At 42.1% G+C, this 20,037-nt stretch carries 23 protein-coding genes; 20 read left to right on the forward strand and 3 right to left on the reverse strand.

Annotated elements, in window-relative coordinates:
• Positions 1-23 precede the first annotated feature (23 nt).
• Together CSV72_RS09635 and CSV72_RS09640 are read left to right on the forward strand one after the other, a co-directional pair.
• Positions 24-266, forward strand: a complete 243-nt coding sequence (locus tag CSV72_RS09635; protein ID WP_199170082.1) for a PepSY domain-containing protein — start codon at positions 24-26, stop codon at positions 264-266.
• A 94-nt stretch (positions 267-360) separates the two neighbouring features.
• Positions 361-840, forward strand: a complete 480-nt coding sequence (locus CSV72_RS09640; RefSeq protein ID WP_099678161.1) for a GAF domain-containing protein — start codon at positions 361-363, stop codon at positions 838-840.
• A gap of 360 nt (positions 841-1,200) precedes the next feature.
• Here CSV72_RS09640 and CSV72_RS09645 read toward each other — a convergent pair whose 3' ends face one another.
• Positions 1,201-2,523 (reverse strand): sodium-dependent transporter, encoded by a 1,323-nt coding sequence (locus tag CSV72_RS09645; RefSeq protein ID WP_099678162.1) that lies wholly within the window; start codon positions 2,521-2,523, stop codon positions 1,201-1,203.
• A 172-nt stretch (positions 2,524-2,695) separates the two neighbouring features.
• On the opposite strand from CSV72_RS09645, the gene CSV72_RS09650 reads away from it, so the two are divergent.
• From CSV72_RS09650 to CSV72_RS09660, 4 genes are read left to right on the forward strand one after another with little or no spacing between them, the layout of a single operon-like run.
• Positions 2,696-3,148 carry a helix-turn-helix transcriptional regulator gene (locus CSV72_RS09650; protein ID WP_099678163.1) on the forward strand — a complete coding sequence of 151 codons (453 nt, stop codon included), beginning with the start codon at positions 2,696-2,698 and terminating at the stop codon, positions 3,146-3,148.
• Positions 3,149-3,162: 14 nt separating this feature from the next.
• Complete coding sequence (locus CSV72_RS09655; protein ID WP_099678164.1) at positions 3,163-4,320, forward strand: PstS family phosphate ABC transporter substrate-binding protein; 1,158 nt, start codon at positions 3,163-3,165, stop codon at positions 4,318-4,320.
• Positions 4,321-4,358: 38 nt separating this feature from the next.
• A complete protein-coding gene (locus CSV72_RS17155; protein WP_255407595.1) occupies positions 4,359-4,484 on the forward strand; it encodes a hypothetical protein in 126 nt (41 codons plus the stop codon).
• Between the two features lie 45 nt (positions 4,485-4,529).
• Positions 4,530-4,895, forward strand: coding sequence for a hypothetical protein (locus tag CSV72_RS09660; protein ID WP_099678165.1), 366 nt, complete (start codon positions 4,530-4,532; stop codon positions 4,893-4,895).
• Positions 4,896-4,935: 40 nt separating this feature from the next.
• Here the strand turns inward: CSV72_RS09660 and CSV72_RS09665 are convergent, their stop codons facing one another.
• Both CSV72_RS09665 and CSV72_RS09670 read right to left on the reverse strand, forming a co-directional pair.
• On the reverse strand, positions 4,936-6,291 hold the full coding sequence (locus CSV72_RS09665; protein ID WP_099678166.1) for an S-layer homology domain-containing protein: 1,356 nt from the start codon (positions 6,289-6,291) through the stop codon (positions 4,936-4,938).
• A gap of 117 nt (positions 6,292-6,408) precedes the next feature.
• The gene (locus CSV72_RS09670) at positions 6,409-6,798 is read right to left on the reverse strand and encodes an OsmC family protein (RefSeq protein ID WP_099678167.1); all 390 of its coding nucleotides are present in this window, start codon (positions 6,796-6,798) and stop codon (positions 6,409-6,411) included.
• A gap of 132 nt (positions 6,799-6,930) precedes the next feature.
• Between CSV72_RS09670 and CSV72_RS09675 the strand changes: the two genes are divergently transcribed.
• The 14 genes from CSV72_RS09675 to pduL all read left to right on the forward strand — a co-directional run bounded on the left by CSV72_RS09675 (position 6,931) and on the right by pduL (position 20,036).
• Positions 6,931-7,068 (forward strand): YfhE family protein, encoded by a 138-nt coding sequence (locus CSV72_RS09675; RefSeq protein WP_099678168.1) that lies wholly within the window; start codon positions 6,931-6,933, stop codon positions 7,066-7,068.
• Between the two features lie 141 nt (positions 7,069-7,209).
• Positions 7,210-8,196 carry an alpha/beta hydrolase gene (locus tag CSV72_RS09680; protein WP_199170083.1) on the forward strand — a complete coding sequence of 329 codons (987 nt, stop codon included), beginning with the start codon at positions 7,210-7,212 and terminating at the stop codon, positions 8,194-8,196.
• 66 nt (positions 8,197-8,262) lie between these two features.
• Complete coding sequence (locus CSV72_RS09685; RefSeq protein ID WP_233191216.1) at positions 8,263-9,690, forward strand: sensor histidine kinase; 1,428 nt, start codon at positions 8,263-8,265, stop codon at positions 9,688-9,690.
• Complete coding sequence (locus CSV72_RS09690) at positions 9,683-10,252, forward strand: ANTAR domain-containing response regulator (protein WP_099678171.1); 570 nt, start codon at positions 9,683-9,685, stop codon at positions 10,250-10,252. Before CSV72_RS09685 ends, CSV72_RS09690 begins: the two co-directional genes overlap by 8 nt.
• Before the next feature lie 152 nt (positions 10,253-10,404).
• Positions 10,405-11,673 (forward strand): ethanolamine utilization protein EutH, encoded by a 1,269-nt coding sequence (gene eutH / locus CSV72_RS09695; RefSeq protein WP_099633634.1) that lies wholly within the window; start codon positions 10,405-10,407, stop codon positions 11,671-11,673.
• Between the two features lie 24 nt (positions 11,674-11,697).
• Entirely contained in the window at positions 11,698-12,039 is a 342-nt protein-coding gene (gene eutS, locus CSV72_RS09700) for an ethanolamine utilization microcompartment protein EutS (RefSeq protein ID WP_085427588.1), read from the forward strand.
• 12 nt (positions 12,040-12,051) lie between these two features.
• Positions 12,052-12,549, forward strand: coding sequence for a EutP/PduV family microcompartment system protein (locus tag CSV72_RS09705; protein ID WP_099678172.1), 498 nt, complete (start codon positions 12,052-12,054; stop codon positions 12,547-12,549).
• Positions 12,550-12,778: 229 nt separating this feature from the next.
• Positions 12,779-14,224 carry an ethanolamine ammonia-lyase reactivating factor EutA gene (locus tag CSV72_RS09710; RefSeq protein WP_099678173.1) on the forward strand — a complete coding sequence of 482 codons (1,446 nt, stop codon included), beginning with the start codon at positions 12,779-12,781 and terminating at the stop codon, positions 14,222-14,224.
• A gap of 14 nt (positions 14,225-14,238) precedes the next feature.
• On the forward strand, positions 14,239-15,603 hold the full coding sequence (locus CSV72_RS09715; protein WP_099678174.1) for an ethanolamine ammonia-lyase subunit EutB: 1,365 nt from the start codon (positions 14,239-14,241) through the stop codon (positions 15,601-15,603).
• A 7-nt stretch (positions 15,604-15,610) separates the two neighbouring features.
• On the forward strand, positions 15,611-16,606 hold the full coding sequence (gene eutC / locus CSV72_RS09720; RefSeq protein WP_369802897.1) for an ethanolamine ammonia-lyase subunit EutC: 996 nt from the start codon (positions 15,611-15,613) through the stop codon (positions 16,604-16,606).
• Positions 16,607-16,622: 16 nt separating this feature from the next.
• The gene (gene eutL, locus CSV72_RS09725) at positions 16,623-17,267 is read left to right on the forward strand and encodes an ethanolamine utilization microcompartment protein EutL (RefSeq protein WP_099678175.1); all 645 of its coding nucleotides are present in this window, start codon (positions 16,623-16,625) and stop codon (positions 17,265-17,267) included.
• 73 nt (positions 17,268-17,340) lie between these two features.
• Positions 17,341-18,810 carry an aldehyde dehydrogenase family protein gene (locus CSV72_RS09730; protein WP_233191218.1) on the forward strand — a complete coding sequence of 490 codons (1,470 nt, stop codon included), beginning with the start codon at positions 17,341-17,343 and terminating at the stop codon, positions 18,808-18,810.
• Positions 18,811-18,833: 23 nt separating this feature from the next.
• On the forward strand, positions 18,834-19,118 hold the full coding sequence (locus CSV72_RS09735) for a BMC domain-containing protein (RefSeq protein WP_085132129.1): 285 nt from the start codon (positions 18,834-18,836) through the stop codon (positions 19,116-19,118).
• 33 nt (positions 19,119-19,151) lie between these two features.
• Positions 19,152-20,036, forward strand: coding sequence for a phosphate propanoyltransferase (pduL, locus tag CSV72_RS09740; RefSeq protein ID WP_099678177.1), 885 nt, complete (start codon positions 19,152-19,154; stop codon positions 20,034-20,036).
• The last annotated feature ends 1 nt before the right edge of the window (position 20,037 follow it).

Genomic DNA, 20,037 nt, shown 5'->3' on the forward strand with positions numbered 1-20,037 from the left:
AAAGAAATTGGAGGGATCGTTCATTGAATCAGCAAAGTGAGTATTGGATGAATCACTGGCAACATCCGCAATATCGTAGGATTACAATGGAGCAAGCAAACGATATTGCCCGACAAAGAGTACCGGGTGAAGTGGTGAAATCAGAATTGGAATTCGATGACGGTATGTTGGTATTTGAAGTAGATATCCGCACAGCAGAAGGGCATAAGTATGAAGTTAAGATAGATGCAGTGACCGGAGAGGTACTGAGAGTGAAATTGGATTGACTTGAAACAACGAATGAAGTTCGATTACTTTTCCAAGTCTGCTATTCTGTGTATGATTACAGTTAGATCTATACACAGAAAGCAGGGAATTAGTATGTACACACCTATTGATTACTCGAATAATCTACAAGAGAAGTACGCGCAACTAGCAATACAGGTGGATGCACTCTTATCAGGAGAGCCAAATGTATACGCAAACTTAAGCAATGCATCCGCATTACTTAATCAATTCTTCGATCGCATCAATTGGGTAGGTTTTTACTTGATGGATGGCGATGAGCTCGTGCTCGGCCCGTTCCAAGGATTACCGGCATGTATTCGTATTCCACTCGGTAGAGGTGTTTGTGGAACAGTTGCGAAGACAAAAGAAGGCTTGGTCGTACCGGACGTCAACGCGTTCCCGGGGCATATAGCATGTGACGCGGCATCCCGTTCCGAAGTGGTTGTACCCCTGATTAAAGATGGAGAAGTGCTTGGTGTACTCGACATCGACAGTCCTGAATTAGATCGCTTTACGGCAGACGACTTGGCGGGATTGACGCATGTAGTGGAAGCGCTTATGAAGCATATCTAGTGAAAAAGAAAGGCTGAAGGGGAGAAAGTCGTTACACTGTGCTCTAGGCGGACGCGTTCTGGAGATAGATAGAGCGGTTGCTGAAGGGTATAGAGCGCTTAAGTGACAGGATAGAGCAATTACCGAGGTTCATAGAGCGATCAAATGAATAGATAGAGCGCTTATGAGGGTTTATTGATCGGATATCGTGGCAGAATGAGCGCCTTCTTTAAAGAAAACTACATTTATTCATCGTAAATGCAAGGCGACTTCCAAAGGTTCACTGCTAGTTCTCATGAAAATCCGCGGTTGTAACGTCGACTAGCCCTGATTAGATTATATAAAGCAAAAGCACGCCGGAGACGTTCTCCAGCGTGCTTTTTACATACCTAATACCCAAGTAAAGAAAATGACGACGATCGCGATAGGTGCGAAATAGCGTACAATCACTTTCCACAACGAGTGAAGGGCGGGATTCATCCCTAACTCTTCTGCTGTATCCTCTTTTGTCAGCACGAACCCAGCAAATAAAGACACTGCCAATGCCCCGAGTGGCATTGCAATTCTACTCGTCAGCAAATCGGCAAAATCGAAAATGGAATTGCCGAAAATACTCACATCGGACAGCAAACCAAATGATAGTGCACTTGGAATTCCGACTAAAAAGATCAGCCCGCCAAACACCCATGAAGCGCGTTTTCTTCTATCATGCTTTTTACGGATGCCTGTAGAAACTACGATTTCAAGCATCGCAATAGCAGAAGTCAGTGTGGCAAACAGCATTAAGAGGAAGAAAATAATTAAAAACACACTGCCGAACGGGATTTCATTGAAAATAGCCGGCAGAATGACGAAAATCAGTCCAGGGCCCGCTTCCGGTGAATGTCCTAATGCGAAAACAGCTGGGAAAATGACAAGTCCTGCTAGAATCGAAATCCCGATGTTTAGGATGGATACATTAAACGCGGACTGTCCAAGCTTCTCCTCTTTTGATAGATAGGAAGCATAGGTCATCATCGCTGTCACACCGACACTCAGTGAGAAGAATGCCTGTCCTAATGCAACAAGGAATGTGGTTCCGTTAAGATAACTCCAATCCGGTACGAATAGGAAACGCACACCTTCCATCGCGCCGTCTAGTGTCAACGAGCGAATTGCCAATACAATGAATGACAAGAATAATAAAGGCATGATCCAGCGGCTAGCTCGTTCAATCCCTCCACGAATACCGCTTTGAACGATGAAGATCGTCAACGCCATAAATAATGCTTGGGCCAATAATACTTCCCATGGATTCGCGATTGTCGTATTAAATAATTCACCATAATCCAACCCGCCTAGTGTAAACGTAAAGGCTCGCGCTAAATAGGATAAAATCCATCCGCCGACGACGCTGTAAAAAGATAAAATGATGAAAGAAGAGGCAAGTCCCATCCATCCAACCCATCCCCAACTGCGTCCGGTTGATAATTTCTTTAAAGAAGTCACCGCGTCTGCCTGTCCTCTTCGTCCGATAACAAACTCAGCCAATAAAATCGGTAGACCGATTAATAATGTACAAATGATAAATAACAGCACAAACACGCTGCCGCCGTTTGTTCCGGCCATATAAGGAAACTTCCAGATTGCTCCTAAACCGATGGCACTACCAGCAGCTGCTAAAATAAAACCAATCTTGGATGTCCATTGTTCACGCTGTTTCATAAGAGTCCTCGTTTCTTTTACTAAATTACAAAGTCAATAAATCTTATCATAATTTTAAGAAAGAATCGATAGTTGCAATATTAACTGGGAATTCAAAAAATCATTTGCTTATACAATTGTGCCGGTGTAATATTACACCAATAGATATAAATTGTAACTACGGGGTGATCAGGTGAATCAACAACAATTAATAGAATTGATTTCATTAAAGTTGCGAGTGATCCGATTGGAGAAAGAATACTCTCAACAAAAAATGGCGGATGTACTGGGGCTTTCCAAAAAGACGTTGATTCAAATTGAAAAAGCGAGAGCGTTGGCTAGTTGGACAGCTGTTATAGCAGTCTGTGCTTTGTTTCGTGAAAGTGAAGTCTTACAAGCTACAGTTGGTGGGGATCCGCTAGAAGTACTAGAGACCATTGCGCATAACGGCATTGACCGTCGAATGGATCAATCAATGGGCGGTAAAGTATGGTGGCGTGAATTGGAAACAAAAGGTCGTTTCCGTTTACAGCAAAACTTGATCAGTCAACACTTTCGTATTTTGGATGAAGAGCATTATCGCTGGTATAGTTCGTTCGATGAAGACGAGGCATGGCACCGACTGGAGGAATTGGGAGGGAAATAAGAGGGGGGACGCGTATGGTTGCACCTATAGCATTTGCGGTACTGTTATTAATTGCGTCATTATTTTTCACAGGAATTGGGTTGCTGTATTTATTGTTAATGGGATTGATCCACTATATTCCGTTAGCGCTAAGCGTGGTGATCATTTTATATGTGTGGATTGTCATGATGATCTTTCATTTCTTTAACACCAAGCAACGAAAGCGATTGTTCGGTATTGTAGCTGGAGTAATTCTACTGGGATCGGCAGTTTGGCCGATAATGCACATATATAAGGAAAGTATTTCAACAGTGAATGCCGAAGTAGAGGTGCGTTATTATGAACCGTTTACCAGTGGACAGGAATCAAAGCTTGCCGTCCTCGATGAAGCGGCTACACTCGAGCTGAAGGATGATTTACCGAGAATAGACGGTGCTACCGCGTTATATTCATTGTATGCAGCGTTTGTTCAAGCAGTCTATCCTAGAAAAGAATATAACCCGTATGATAGTGAGGTAATGGTTAATACAACCCCTGTTGCCTATGAAAATCTATTCGCTGGTAGGGTAGATATGATTTTGGCAGCAGGACCTTCAGACGCCCAAATGAAAGCGGCGAAGAAACAAGGTCTTGAGTTGAAATTAACGCCAATTGGTCGAGAAGCATTTGTCTTTTTCGTCAATCAAAAGAATCCAGTTAATCATCTAGAATTAAAACAAATTCAAGATATCTATGCGGGCAAAATTACAAATTGGGAAGAAGTCGGAGGGAAAAGCGAGCCGATCCGTGCATTCCAACGACCGGCAGACAGCGGTAGTCAAACAGGCTTGGAACGACTGATGGGGGATATTCCGATTATGGATGCTCCGAAAGAAAATGTGGCCGAAGGAATGGGGGGTATACTATCAGAGGTCTCAAATTATCGAAACTATAAAAATGCTATTGGCTATACATTCCGCTATTACTCAACGGAAATGGTAGGGAATGATGAGATTAAATTGCTTGCAATCGATGGAGTAGAGCCGACAAAAGAAACCATACGAAGTGATGAATATCCAATTGCATCTGAGTTTTATGTCATTACAGCAGGGACAGATAATCCGAATGTGGAAAAATTCATTGAATGGATAGTTTCACCACAAGGACAGGAATTAGTAGAGAAGGTCGGCTACGTGCCGGTGAAGAAGCCGTGAAAAGGGTAGCCTAGTAGAATGAAAAGAGGCTATACATTATGCAAGGAGAAAAGAAACAACTGGTATTTATCATGCTTGCTTTCATATGTGCGGCAGGTGTGTTTTTTCTAAGTGATTTATTTCAAAGTATGGCCTATTGGGGTAACGGATTGACATGGTATTGAACAAAAAGGGTGTTTTTACTCTTAGCTAATTGGAGTGATGAAGTCATGATGAAACGAAATTGGCACTTAGTATGGCTCGTAATGAGTTTGATACCAGCGCCGTTCCTATTTCACTTCTATGAATATGGTCAGTTTATGAAGCGAGAAGATGCAGAGCATTTAATAGTAGTATCTGTTTTATATATTGTAATAACGGGCATTTTATCTTGCCCTATCAGGGTCCGTTATATGTTGCTAATTCATATGATTACAGCCATAGTTTCTCTCGTACTGGCTATGAATTTCATCTCAGATGATGGTGGATGGTTCAAGCCGTTTGGCCGAGACTTTGTCATCTTGTTAACGGCTATCCCATTTTTCATTGGGCAATTATTCATTCGGATGATTGCTAAGCTAGTTATTGATCGATAGAAAAAACGGCATGCCGCTAGATTAGAGGCATGCCATTTTCTTATTTTTTAAGTGTATGTTTCTTACCTGCTTGATCCGTTACGATTAACTGGGTAGCGGTAACATCCATATCTTTCGCAAGAACATTGGAGACCTTGCTTGTCTTTTTATCTAATAGATTATATTTATACACACCTGTTTTGTTGAAATAATACATCGTAGAAAGGTCGAATGCTACAGACTTATTGTTTTGACTTACTTGATTGGTTTTCGTACTAGCTTCTACTTCATCGAAAATAACACGCGCGTCAAAGTTCAATAATGTCTTTTTGTTTTTTCCATCCATTGCAACCGAATACAGCGTCAATGGATCATCCAGTGGTGTAGTAGGATCGAATTTGGAATCGAAAACACGGTCCTTATTCTTTTCAAGTGTATAGTAGATGCGATCGTTCCAAATGAACATATTACGGAATTTTTGATCGATTGGAATACTACCAATTGTGTAACTCCAGCTATTTATATTCAATTTCACTAGATTATAACCAGCAGGCATTTTGTTTCCTGCATTGATCGAGCTCCAATATGGAATGAATATTTCATCATTGTATAGGATCATTTGATAGCCGGACATGAGTAGTATACGGTTTATTCCGTTATCTGGCATAGTCGAGCTATCTAAGATTGCTGAACGTGTTCCTGCCTTTTTATTCTCTTTAAATAACTTAGTTGAAGTTTTATCTTTTGTAATGGTATAAGTAAAGCCATTCTGTTCAACCGTTTTACCTTTAATACTTACATAGGAATGATAGTCGTTTATCTTCATAGAGTCATCTAATGCACGCACTAAAAATGCTGAGAACTGAGAACGTGTAACGGAGTTAGTCGGCATGTATTTCCCTTCTGAACCGCCAGTAATCCCTTTTTTTGCAATCCCATTAATATCGGGGAATGACCAATGGGCCGGTGAAACGTCTACAAATGTCGCTTGATTATCGACAGGTATGTTAAATGAACGACGAATAATCGCAGCCATATGTGCACGTGAAGTATCTTCACCAGGACGCATGAAGCCGTTATCTCCACGCATGATGCCTTTTTCATTCACTGTTGCGAGAATTTGATAATATGGAGACTTTTTTGAGACGTCCTTGAATTGTACTGTAGGATTTTTAACCAATGGAATTTTCAATGCTTTAATGAGCATGGAAGATGCCTGTGCCCTTGTAATGGGATCATTTGGTTTAAAAGTCCCGTCCGGAAAACCTCCAATGATATTCCGATCAGCTAAATACATGATTTCCTTCTTTGCCCAATGCGTGTCTACGTCAGAAAATTGTGTGGCCGCCTGCGCTTGAAATGGTGTTGCTGCAAAGACCAATAAAACTGCTAACAACCCGACTAGTTTATTCTTCATATAGGTAGACCTCCTTTAGGTATTCTATTCATTATACAGAAGTGTAAATGGAAAAATAAGGTCCTTTAAACATAAAAACCGACAAAAGGAAGAACTCTCTTGTCGGGTCTTTGGATCTTACTTTGTACCCAGCTCGTATGTTTTCACAACATCGATACAACCCATCACGGATTGTAACATAGAACAATTTTTTTCCGTCAGCTTCATGACTCTTGGCATTTTTTCGTCTGTAACGTCCGAGCCAATAACAGTGAAATGTAGGTGGATTTTTAGTAAACGGCTTGCATCATCTTGAGAACGCAGAACCTCTTTTACATCAATTGCAATATCTTCTGCTGGCATACGCATTCTATCAAGTACTTTTCGCATGACGCCACCACCACAAACTGCGATCGACGCAACCATTAGCTGATAGGGACGAAACCCTTTTTCTTCATTTGATGAAATGTGTAATGTACCAAATTCTGTTTTGGTTTCAAATCCGTGTTCTGTCATATGAAAATTCATGTGGATCAGCTCCTTTTACAGTTAGTATACGTTGTTTTAGAAAGAAACCCAAAGAACGATAACTGTCTTTCTGTGTTTAATATCGAGAATTTGTGGGAGACTAAAAAATCAGATGGAAAGGAGTGTTGAGACTTGAGTGAAAATAAACCGCCACACAAAACACTGACTGATAAGAACAATGGTCTTTCATCCGCACAGGAAGTGTTGTATGCCAAAGAATTCAAACGGGCAGATAAGGCTACAGAGCAAGGCAGCAACAAGAAGAAGTAAGATAAAAATAGTGAATGAGACATTCCCTAGTAGTTGCTATCCAACTACTGGGGTTTTTCTCATGAAATAGACCTGCCGTATTCATCGTATTCGCTGTATACTAATAATAAATGCTTAAACTAAGAGAACGAGGATATAGAAATGAAGAAAATTGGATGGAAAAAGGTTATTGTCATACTAGCTGCTTTCTTCGTCGTTTTTCAAATAGCGGGAAGTTTTTTCTTTTACAACTTGGCGATCAAACGCGGGCCTAAAGACTTCCTGACAGGAAATGCAGACTTGAAAGTATCGGCCGAAACCATGGACGTGTTTTTAAATGGAGACTGGCTGGATTGGGTTGACAAACAGAAGTTTGAAGAAAAGCATATGACATCAAGAGATGGCTTAGATTTAATGGGTTATTACCTTCCTGCCAAACAACCTAGCGAAAAATTGGTGATTCTGACACATGGCTATTTAGGACATGCCAAACAAATGGGTTTATACGGTCAATATTATTATGAGGAACTCGGCTATAATATTTTTATGCCAAATGCTAGAGGACATGGAAAAAGTGGCGGTGATTATTATGGATTCGGTTGGCCTGATCGCTTAGATCTGATTGATTGGACAAAGTTGCTAACCGGAAAAATAGGTACTAACACACAAGTGATCTATCACGGTTTGTCTATGGGTGCTGCAACGGTATTGATGGCAAGTGGTGAAGATCTTCCGAAGCAGGTGAAAGCAATCATTGCAGATAGTCCGTATCAATCCGTCTATCAGCTTTTTGCCTATCAATTGAATCGAATGTTTCATTTACCAGCTTTCCCTTTACTAGACAATATGAGTTTACTGACGAGCACAAGGGCAGGATATTCATTGAAGGAAGCGGATGCGTTAAGCGCAGTACAACGCGCGACTGTACCGATTCTGTATATCCATGGTAATGCAGATACGTTTGTGCCGACAGAAATGACGAAAGAGCTTTATGAAAAGACAAGGAGTAAGGCGGAATTATTTTTAGTGGATGACGCCAATCACGGTGAAGCATTCGTGATGGATCAGGAAGCGTATGAGAGAAAGGTAGATGATTTTCTTAAGACTCATTTACCGACATCGAACCTGTCAATTGACCTCTCTCGCTAACCGTCCTATACTATTTTTACAAAGTAAGGGAAGCAGCATTCCTCATTATAAGGTCGTGACGTATTGGTGAAAGAAACAGTGGAACAGCTTTGTAAACGGCATACCGAACTGACTAGTCGAGATGTGCAGATTCTTCAGGAGATGGCGTTTAGCTTACAGACTTACGCGGACTTGTCAGATTCGTATATGTTCATTGATTGTAAATTAAAACCAAGTAATCAAGCAATTGTCGTTGCGGAAGCTTTTCCAGTTGGTAGTACACCACTCTATAATAACTCAGTTATTGGAAAAATTGTTTTTGAATCTTTTGAGCCAGGTGTATTTTATTCCTATCGCAATGGAAAAAAATCAATCATACGACAGGCTATGACACAAGAAGGTATCTTGGTGGATCAGACCGTGGTGCCCATTAAGAATACAAACCATCAAGTGATTGGTGTACTGATTTCAGAAAAACAGGTTACTTCAACGACTTCAACAGACAATATAAAGGGGTTTTCGGTAATAACAGAAACAGCGGAAGATCAGCTAACAAATTCAGGTCTAGGTGTAGTTTCAGATTTATTAATGGAAATGCTCATTTTGACAGATGAAAGTAATCGGTTAGTATACGCAAACCCTTCAGGTTTAAAACTTATTACTGAAATGAGTGAGCAAGATGATGTCCTTAATCGTGATTTGTTAGAATTATTACCTTTTTTGCAGACGGTTTATGAGCAGGAAGATGATGTGTTTGTCTTTGAACTAACAATTGAGCGCAAAAATTTAATAGTTAAAAAGATAAGAATGCGTGAGAAAAACAAATCTCAAGAAACTTTATTAATCGTCCAAGATATTACTGAACTTCGGACGAAGGAAAAAGAATTAATGATGAAGTCAGTCGTGATCAAAGAAATTCATCATCGTGTAAAAAATAATTTGCAAACGGTGGCAAGCTTGATAAGGCTACAAATGCGTAATGGAATGCCAGCCGAAAGTCGTTCTTCTTTTGAAGAAACACTTAATCGGATATACAGTATTTCGTCTGTGTATGAAATTATCCTTACGAAGGAACATGCGGATGATGATGATGTAAATATTATAAATTTGACAAGGAAAATATGTTCTACTATGGTGCTCAACGAATATAATTTAAAAGTAGACTTGATTATTGAGCCGAATGGCAATAAAATAGTAACAACCTCTAAGAAAGCGGTTTCAATTGCGCTAATCATTAATGAGCTTATTCAAAACTCTTTAAAACATGCATTCAAAGGCAAAGAAGAGGGGATTATTGATGTGGAATTTACCGTAGATCATGATTTTGTAGAGCTTCATGTATCCGACAACGGCGTTGGAATGAAGAATCCGCAAACTTCGCTTGGCACGGAAATCATCCACAATTTGGTGGCCAATGATTTGAATGGTGAGTTTCTATATGTGCCTAGGGAAATCGGGACTCATGCAGTAATCAGTTTTCCAGTGGGTGCGGAGGTGGAAACTTTTGATGAGTAAACGAATCTTAATTGCAGAAGATGAATCAATTATTCGCATGGACCTGAAAATGACCTTGCAAGACCATGGCTACGAAGTCGTTGGAGAAGCGGGTGATGGGGATAGGGCGATTGAGCTGGCTTTTTTGCATAAGCCTGATTTAATTCTAATGGATATTAAAATGCCGAAGATGAATGGGCTGAAAGCGAGTCGAATCATTGGAGAGCAACTGGATATACCAATTTTAATCATTACCGCGTACAGTCAAAAGGAATTTGTGGAAAAGGCACAGCAAGACAGTGTGGTCGGCTATTTAGTTAAACCTATTTCTGAAGCTAATTTAATTCCTGCAATTGAAGTGGCGCTTCACCAATCTAGTAAAGCGAAACGGTTGAAGGACAATATTCAGCAGGCGAAGCAGGAAGTGGAAAAGCGGAAAGTCGTAGAACGGGCAAAAGGTATTCTAATGAATACAGAGCACTTAACTGAGCAACAAGCATTTAAAAAAATGCGTGATACAAGTATGTCGCGGCAAATGACAATGGAGTCGCTTGCCTTGGAAATAATAGATTCGCACAAGTAAATAGATCTAAGCAAAGACGCTTAAAGAGCTACATTCTTTAAGCGTCTTTTTGTCTTTTTTTCGCGAGTTGTAAACAAATTAGAAGGTGGTGGCTAGTAAATTATTGCACGACAAACAAGAATACAAGATGACAATAAGAGGAGGAAACATAGATGGAAATGATTGGTACGGTGATTGTGTATATCATCATGGCCTGTGCGGTTGCAGGGGCGTTTGCTTCAATAAAAAATCCAGAAGAGGGATTAGGTAAGGAATTCATGTCTGGATTACACGCAGTTGGACATATCTTCGTTCCTGCTGCAGGAATCATGGCTTCCATACCATACTTGACGTGGTTTATAAGTAAATTTATTGGGCCTATCTTTAATTCAATCGGAGCAGATCCGGCGCTTGCCGCAACTACAATTCTGGCTTCAGATATGGGTGGTTACCAGCTAGCAGAAGCGTTAAAGGTAACAAATGAAGGATGGATCATGGCGCTGATCGTCGGTTTCATGTCTGGAGCAACCATTGTATTCTCTATTCCAATGGGACTAGCAATGCTCGATAAACGAGACCATAAGTATATGGCGCTTGGTATTATGTCGGGTGTACTAACGATTCCAATCGGTGCTTTTATCGCATCTGTTTTAGTAGTGTTGTTCAATACCGACGTGCGTGATGTAATCAGCACGACTGCTACATCCAATTATGAGTTTGCAATTAGTTATTTACAGATCTTTATAAATTTATTGCCATTATTAATATTTGTTGTGTTGATTGCGGTCGGACTAAAGTTCGTCCCGCGTATTATGATTAACGGGTTTATGATTTTTGGACGCGTGATGGATGCTGCTATTAAACTTGTATTAGTGTTCTCTATCGTTGAAGTATTTACAGGTATATTCACTAAAATCTTTGGTGTTTGGGGTTTCGATCCCATTATGGCAGATAAAGCAGATCAATTCCGTGCACTTGAAACAGCGGGATACATTGGTATTATGCTAGCGGGTGCATTCCCAATGATTTATTTAATTCGGAAGTATATGGGGAAACCTTTGGAATCTGCAGGGAAGAAAATTGGACTTTCACCTGAAGGTAGCGCAGGTCTACTTGCAACTGTCGCAAATATCTTGGCGATGTTCTCATTGGTTCGTTACATGAGACCAAAAGATAAAGTTGTTAATATCGCATTCGCGGTCTGTGCTGCATTCTTGTTGGGGGACCATTTATCGTTCACAGCGAATTTCCAGCCAAATATTATTTTACCGGTTATACTAGGTAAATTAAGCGCGGGTATCATTGCAATTATTATTGCGTACAAGCTTTCTGTACCAACGGCATTAAAGCTAGAGAAGCAAGATCGTGAAGCCGGAATTATTAAAAAAGGCGAGTACGAAAATGAAGACGTTGAACCAGAAGCTCCTGTTGCTAAAGCGTAAAACTATATATAGGGAGTGTGTATAATGAGCGAAGAAAAGAAACGATTTATACAGGAATTCGTTCCGGGAAAACAGCTTACACTCAGTCATTTGATCGCTAATCCTGATCCAGATATGTTTCAGAAGTTAGGTATACAGGAAGCGGGTGCTTTAGGTATCCTTACGTGTACACCGAGTGAAACAGTCATTATCGCCGGAGACTTGGCGACAAAAGCGGCAAATGTTCGAATTGGATTCCTCGATCGATTTACGGGAAGTCTGGTCATTGTGGGCAGTGTCTCAGAAGTCGAGATGGCTATGCTTGAAATTAACCGATTTTTATCGGAGAAGTTAAACTATACGCCAGCTGAAATTACAAAATCATAAGGAGTGAAGACGATGCGAAATAAAGCAATGCTAATCGGTGCGGTACGGGCTGGGAAGTCTACATTGACAAATGCTTTATTGGGCCGAAAAGTAGAAGCTTTCAAAACGCAAACGCTCAGTTATTATGATTGGATTGTTGACACGCCGGGCGAGTATTCGGAAAATCCGATGTTCTATAAAAATATCATGGCCACTGCACTTGAAGTGACGCACGTACTGTATTTGCAAGACGCAACGAGTGAAAAGCTAATCTTTCCACCTGGTTTCAGCATGGGGATTCCGAAACTACCAGTTGGTGTCATTACCAAATGTGACCTTCCGGAAGCCGACCTAGAACGTTCACTCGGCATGCTAAAGACCGTCATAAGCCAGGGACCAATCGTCATGATTTCTTCTGTAACCGGAATGGGAGTCGAGCACCTGAAAGAATTAACAAAGCTAAACGACCTTGCCGCCATGCAACAATACGTAGAATCAAAGGCTGATCAACACTTGATCTTTCTCGGCTAATCTTCTTTACAGTCAGTAAGGAATTTGATATAGTAAAATTCATACAAGTGAATAAAAACGGCAAAGGCGCCTTTACATCCCGTGGGAAAATCCATGGGTTTGTAAAGGCGTCTTTTTTATATCAAAAGTGCAGGACGCGGTAAGACCGAAACGACCATAGAAGCTGGCGTGCAGAGCTAGATGTACTTCTAAAGCGTAAGGCAGTAAGTAATCAGAAAGGGGTGTGGGTGTGAGCAATTTCAATAAGCACGAAACAATTATTAGTGCAGGAATTGATATTGGCACAAGCACGACGAAACTGATTATCAGTCGATTTTCCCTACGTAATGTGGCGGGTGCAGCACATGTGCCAAGAATTGAAATTACAGACAAAGAAATACTTTATAAAAGCCCAGTATTCCGAACGCCATTGCAAGACGCAGTGACGATTGATGTAGCAGGTGTCCAAGAGATTATACGCAGGGAATATGAAAAAGCAGGAATCCAGCCCTCCCAGATTGAAACAGGAGCTGTCATTATTACCGGTGAAACCGCTACCAAGCGAAATGCTAGTGAAATGTTGCATCTTTTATCTGATGAAGCCGGTGATTTCCTCGTAGCAACGGCAGGTCCGGACTTAGAAGGTATCATCGCTGCAAAAGGATCAGGTAGCTATGAATCGTCTGGAAAAAGTGGGCAAGTAATCGCCAATATAGACATTGGTGGAGGAACGGCAAATATTGCAGTGTTCAAAGACAAGCAGCTGCTTGGCACATGTACGATGCATATTGGTGGTCGGTTGATCGAATTTGAATACGGAAAAGTTCGTACGATTTCAGCGCCAGTAGAACGATTATTGCAAGACCAAGGCTATACATTACAAGTTGGAGATCCGCAAAATGCATCATCAGTATCTTTCGTAACGACTTATATGGCAGAAGCGATGGCACGTATTTTGAAAAAGGCAGTTCATGCACAAGACCAAGTGTTATTGCTCGGTCATGAACCGAACTGGCTGCAACCGGTCGATACAATCGTCTTTTCAGGCGGTATATCCGAATGTATGTATCATCATACAACCGAAGAAGTCCAAGAAGCGCAATACGATGATATTGGAATTCAACTCGCGGAAGCACTGCTGCAAAACACGTCATTGCAACACTTTACTTGGCAGGAGCCGGTAGAAACTGTGAGGGCGACTGTATTGGGAGCTGGAACGCAGACTACTGAAATTAGCGGCGCTACCATACAAGTTGCACCACATGAGTTGCCATTAAAGAATATCCCTATTTACCAATATGACTTTGAAGCAAATCTCGAAACAGGTTTATCCCATTTCGAAGATGCGGTTCAGCAGGCAGTTACTTTATACGACTCGGCAAAAGAAGGGCAAAACTTCGCGCTCTATCTGTCCAATCTTCCATATCTCGGATTTCGCGATGTACAGAAGCTTGCAAAAGCAGTTGTCCAAATCATGAACCAGCGACCACGACCTGAACAACCGATTATTTTGGTCATTCAATCCGATCATGCCAAAGTGATTGGCCAAACACTGGCAGCATTACAAGTGAAACAAAGTATTATTTGCATAGATCAAATCAACGTGGAAACAGGCGATTACATCGATATCGGCAATGCGCTCAATTCAGGCGTCGTACCGGTCGTCGTAAAAACCTTAACTTTCCACACATCGTAAAGGAGGTCTCGTACGTGAATTTATCCACTACACTAGGCGGCGAACGATATGTGTTCCATGACCTGAAAGAAGTACTAGCAAAAGCGAATGAAGAGAAATCGGGAGACCGTCTCGCAGGAATTGCAGCGGAAACTGTACAAGAACGAATCGCCGCAAAAACTGTCGTCAGTGAGTTGCTTGTAAGCGATATCCGTAACAATCCACTGATTCCAATTGAAAGCGATGAAGTCTCACTGATTATTGAAAATGATATTAACGAGAAGGTCTACGGTGAAATTAAGAACTGGAGTATCGCAGAACTGCGCGAATACATTTTGAGTAATGAAGTAGGCGACCGCGAATTAAAGCGTCTCAGCCGCGGATTGACTTCGGAAGTCATCGCAGCCGTCACAAAACTAATGTCCAATCTTGACTTAGTACACGCGGCTAATAAAATTGAAATCCTATCGACATGTAATATTACAATTGGTCAAAAAGGAACTTTGTCTTCCCGTTTGCAGCCGAATCATCCGACAGACAATATTGATGGGATTATCACTTCGTTAAAAGAAGGCTTGTCTTACGGTATCGGTGATGCGGTAATTGGGATCAATCCAGTAGACGATTCCGTAGAAAGTGTAAAACGTGTGTTGAATGCAACAAAAGATTTCATTGATGAATGGGAAATCCCGACGCAAAACTGCGTACTTGCACACGTTACGACACAGATGAAAGCAATCGAACAGGGTGCACCTGCGGATATGATTTTCCAAAGTATCGCAGGAACAGAAAAAGCCCACCGTTCATTTGGTATTTCAGCAGAATTAATTGCAGAAGCGAAAGATCTATCACTAAAAATGGGTACAGGTACCGGTCCTCAAACATTATATTTTGAAACAGGACAAGGATCGGAATTGTCAGCTGAAGCGCATTACGGTGTGGATCAGGTAACTATGGAAGCACGTAACTACGGATTTGCACGGCATTATGACCCGTACATCGTCAATACAGTTGTCGGATTTATTGGGCCGGAATATTTATACAACAGCAAGCAAGTTATTCGTGCAGGCCTTGAAGATCACTTCATGGGCAAGCTACACGGACTGCCGATGGGTGTAGATATTTGTTATACGAACCATATTAAAGCGGATCAAAATGATATTGAAGATTTAAGTATCTTATTATCAGCGGCAGGTGTGAACTTCATCATCGCAGCACCGATGGGCGATGACGTTATGCTGAATTACCAGTCCATGAGCTACCATGACGTGGCGACGGTTCTTCAGACGATGGGCAAAACACCAGCACCTGAATATTTGAAATGGCTTGAAAAGATGGGGATTTATGAAAATGGCATGCTGAGTAAACATGCCGGAGATCTCACGCTCTTCAATCGATAGGAGGTGGATGGACTTGAATGAAGAATTAATTCAGCAAATCACAAAAATGGTCGTGGAAAAACTAGAGGCTGCAAATAGCGGTCAAAAGGCACAACAGTCAATAAACGAACAGAAAATAGAACTGTTTTCACAGCAACCGATTGGACTTTTGGAAGTAGAAACTGTGGAAGATTCTCCTAGTGGAGCGGTGACATTCCATAGTACGACGGAAGAGCCGAAGCGGAATATTTCTACTGTAAAACCAAAGCCGACGACGGCGTATGGTCATCCGAAATCAAAACCACAAACAGATTCTGAGGAAGATAAGCTGGCAGAATACCGTAAGAAAACACCAGCGAGAGTAGGAGTTGGGCGCGCAGGCTCACGTCCGAAAACAAAGACGTGGCTACAGTTCCGACTGGATCACGCAGCGGCAGTTGACGCAGTCTACGGTGAAGTACCGGATGACTTGCTTGAACAGCTAGGGTTATTCCAGGTGCAATCCAAAGTGGCAGATAAAGAAGAATATATTCGACGCCCGGATCTTGGTAGAAAGCTTTCAGACGAAGCGAAGTCTTTGATTCAAGAGCGTTGTAAGAAATCACCCGTCGTACAAATCGTAGCGTCAAACGGATTGAGTGCGAAAGCGATTGAAGAAAATCTGGAAGACGTCTACTTGTCATTAGAACAATCACTTAACAACTTGAATATTGAAATGGGTACAACGTTTTATGTCGATAAGGGGCGAGTTGCTGTGATGGATGATATCGGAGAGTTATTGCAACCTGATGTTGTCGTCATGCTGATCGGTGAACGTCCGGGTCTTGTATCCGCAGAGTCGCTAAGTGCGTATCTATGCTACAAACCAAGACATGGCACGATTGAAGCGGATCGTATGGTCATCTCCAATATCCATAAAGGAGGAATCCCACCTGTTGAAGCGGGGGCATTCCTCGGAACGATCATTCAGAAAATCTTGAAATACGAAGCGAGCGGTGTATCGCTTGTTCAAAAAGAAGGTTGAGGAAGGGGGAGGACGAATGAAAATCCACGCGGACATCTTGTCGATGCAAGTCATTCCAAACGTTAGTCCAGAGCTGGCTGAGAAGTTTGAACTGAAGCCATATCAACGCAGTCTTGGATTGATGACAACGACAATTGATGACATTGGTTATACAGCAATTGATGCAGCTACGAAGCATAGCGACGTGGAAGTAGTCTACGCGAAAAGTTTTTACGCAGGTGCCGCATATTCTTCCGGACCGCTGTCTGGTGAGTTTATCGGAATCATTGCTGGACCGTCACCGGAAGAAGTGAAAAGTGGTCTTGATACGATTCGTATCACTATAGAGCACGAAGCGTATTTCGAAGCAATCAATGGAAACCCGGATCATGCGTTATATGCGCATACGATTTCTAGCTGTGGTAGTTACTTGGCTGACATGGCTAACATACCAGTCGGCCAATCGATTGCATACTTGATTGCACCACCTCTTGAAGCGATTATCGGTTTGGATGCGGCCTTAAAAGCTGCGGATGTCACATTATGCGAACTCTATGCGCCTCCTTCTGAAACAAACTTCGGTGGCGGTCTGCTCACAGGCAGTCAATCTTCTTGTGAAGCAGCAGCTGACGCGTTCCGTGAAGCCGTACAGAACATGGCGGATCATCCGTTAAGTTATTGATAGAGAAGCATGCAGAAAGGAGTGTTTTGATTTGGTTCAATTAGTGGATAATGATTTATTGGCCTTGCAGCAAATGCGCACGGCCGTCCAAACTGCAAAAGAAGCACAACAGAAATTCATGGGCTATACCCAGCAACAAGTCGACAAGATCGTCAAAGCCGTAGCCGATGCTGCCTTTGAACATTCCGGTCGCCTTGCGCAGCTGGCAGTAGATGAAACGGGTATGGGGGTAGCAGCTCATAAGAAAATCAAGAACGAAGTTGGTTCACGCGATGTGTATGAAAGCATTAAAGATTTGAAGACAGTTGGTGTCATCAAAGAAGATCATTTGAATAAAGTCGTGGAAATAGCCGCTCCGTTCGGTGTAGTTGCCGCTATCATTCCGACGACTAATCCGACATCTACGGCATTTTTCAAAACATTAATTTCATTGAAGACGCGAAATTCCATTGTAGTGAGTCCCCACCCATATGCAGTGAAATGCACACACGAAGCATTAAAAGTATGTGACGCAGCAGCTGTCGCGGCAGGTGCTCCGGAAGGTTTGATTCAATGTCTAACACTGGCTTCGATGGAGGCAACGCAGCAATTGATGTCACATAAAGATGTCAATCTCATCATAGCAACAGGCGGTAGTGCACTCGTCAAAGCAGCGTATAGCTCTGGTAAGCCGGCATACGGTGTCGGTCCTGGTAATGTTCCGGTCTATATCGAACGTTCCGCAAAGATTGAAAAAGCGGTAAAAGATATCGTCGACAGCAAATCATTCGATTACGGTACAATTTGTGCAACGGAGCAAGCCATTGTTGTCGATAAGCACGTCGTAGATCTCGTAACGCGTGAGCTGAAGAAAAACGGCGCGTATATTTTATCGGATGAAGAGAAAAAGATTATGGAAGGTGTCATCTCACCAGTACCTGGTAAGGTAAATCCGAAAGTGGTCGGTAAGAGCCCACAGTTCATCGCCAAAATGGCAGGTATTTCTTTACCAGAAGGCACGCGCCTGATTGTTGGGATGGAAACAAAAGTCGGCAAAGATGTACCGTTTTCATTGGAGAAATTGTCACCGATTTTCGCTATGTATATCGTCGATGGTGTGAAGCATTCGAAAGAAGTGTGTCTCGAATTGCTGAACCTTGGTGGACGTGGACACAGCTTGGCACTACACACGGAAATCGATGCAGTAGCTCGTGAATTCGCTATGGAAATGCCAGTATCACGTATTTTGGTCAACACGATGTCTTCCATTGGAGCAGTTGGTGGTACGACGGGCTTAATGCCATCATTCACTTTAGGGTGCGGAACTTTCGGTGGCAATATCACATCAGACAATGTCACAGCTAAGCATTTGCTGAACATTAAGCGGATGGCATACGGTACGAAGGAAGTACAGTTACCGAAGCACTCAGAGCCGGTAGAAAGCTCCAATGATCAGCTTGTATCCAGTGTGATGAACAATGTATCGGCATCAACAACGAGCAACATTGATCCAGCATTAGTACAGAACTTAGTCAGTGAAATCGTTAAACAACTTACAAAATAAAACACTATTAGGAGGAATTTATTATGAATAGAGAAGGTACAGCATTAGGAATGGTAGAAACTAAAGGGTTAATCGGTGCAATTGAGGCAGCAGACGCAATGGTGAAAGCGGCAAGCGTAAACTTAGTAGGTAAAGTACATGTTGGCGGAGGAATTGTAACAGTTATGGTACGTGGCGATGTAGGCGCAGTAAAAGCAGCAACAGACGCAGGTGCGGCTTCTGCACAACGTGTGGGTGAATTGCTTTCAGTTCACGTAATCCCAAGACCACATAATGAATTAGAAATGATGTTACCAAAAAGCGAATAATCACTGCTGACACAGTAGAAAGGCGTGAACTAAATGAATCAGCAATTGATTGAGCAGATTGTCGGAGAAATTCTTGGACAACTGGGGAAAACTCCCGTTCAATTGCCGGAACGAGCGGTTCCCATTGCGGTTTCCGCCCGTCACGTACATTTACAGCCTGAACATGTGGAAGTATTGTTTGGTGCAGGGTATGAATTGACACAGCGGTCCGAGCTTTCACAGCCGGGCCAATTCGCCGCCAATGAAACGGTGATGATTGCAGGACCTAAAAGCAGTATTGAACGTGTACGTATTTTAGGACCTGTCCGAAAAGCGACTCAAGTCGAGGTCAGCTTTACGGATGCCATGAAGCTCGGCGTCAAGCCCCCACTTCGGGAATCCGGCAATATAGAAGGATCTGCACCCATTACCTTAATTGGACCAAAAGGTAGTGTGCATATAAACCAAGGTCTAATTATTGCACAAGCGCATATCCATATGGCACCTACAGATGCTACGCGTTTTGGCGTGGAGGACGGTGAATACGTCACGGTGGAAGCAGACGGAGTGCGATCCATTTCATTCCGTAATGTACGTATTCGGGTGAATGAGCGATATCGTCTTGAAATGCATATCGATACTGATGAAGCGAATGCAGGTTTCATTACACAGGGATCGATTGGTCGTCTCGTGAAGTCGAATGATGCTAAAGAAACGATACCTATGCAAGCGGTGACGGAAACGAAAATAGAAACAGTAAAGACATCTCATCCAGTAAGTATTCCGAAGGCATTAGAATTCACAAAAAAGCTTTTGTCGGCGGAAGACGTAGCAGTGATTTCAGAAAAAGAGATCGTCATCAATAAAGGTACAATTGTTACGGCATTAGCAAGAGATACAGCACGAGAGCTCGGTAAAACGATAACGAGTAGAAAGTAGA

Source organism: Sporosarcina sp. P20a, assembly GCF_002743175.1.
Classification (GTDB): domain Bacteria; phylum Bacillota; class Bacilli; order Bacillales_A; family Planococcaceae; genus Sporosarcina.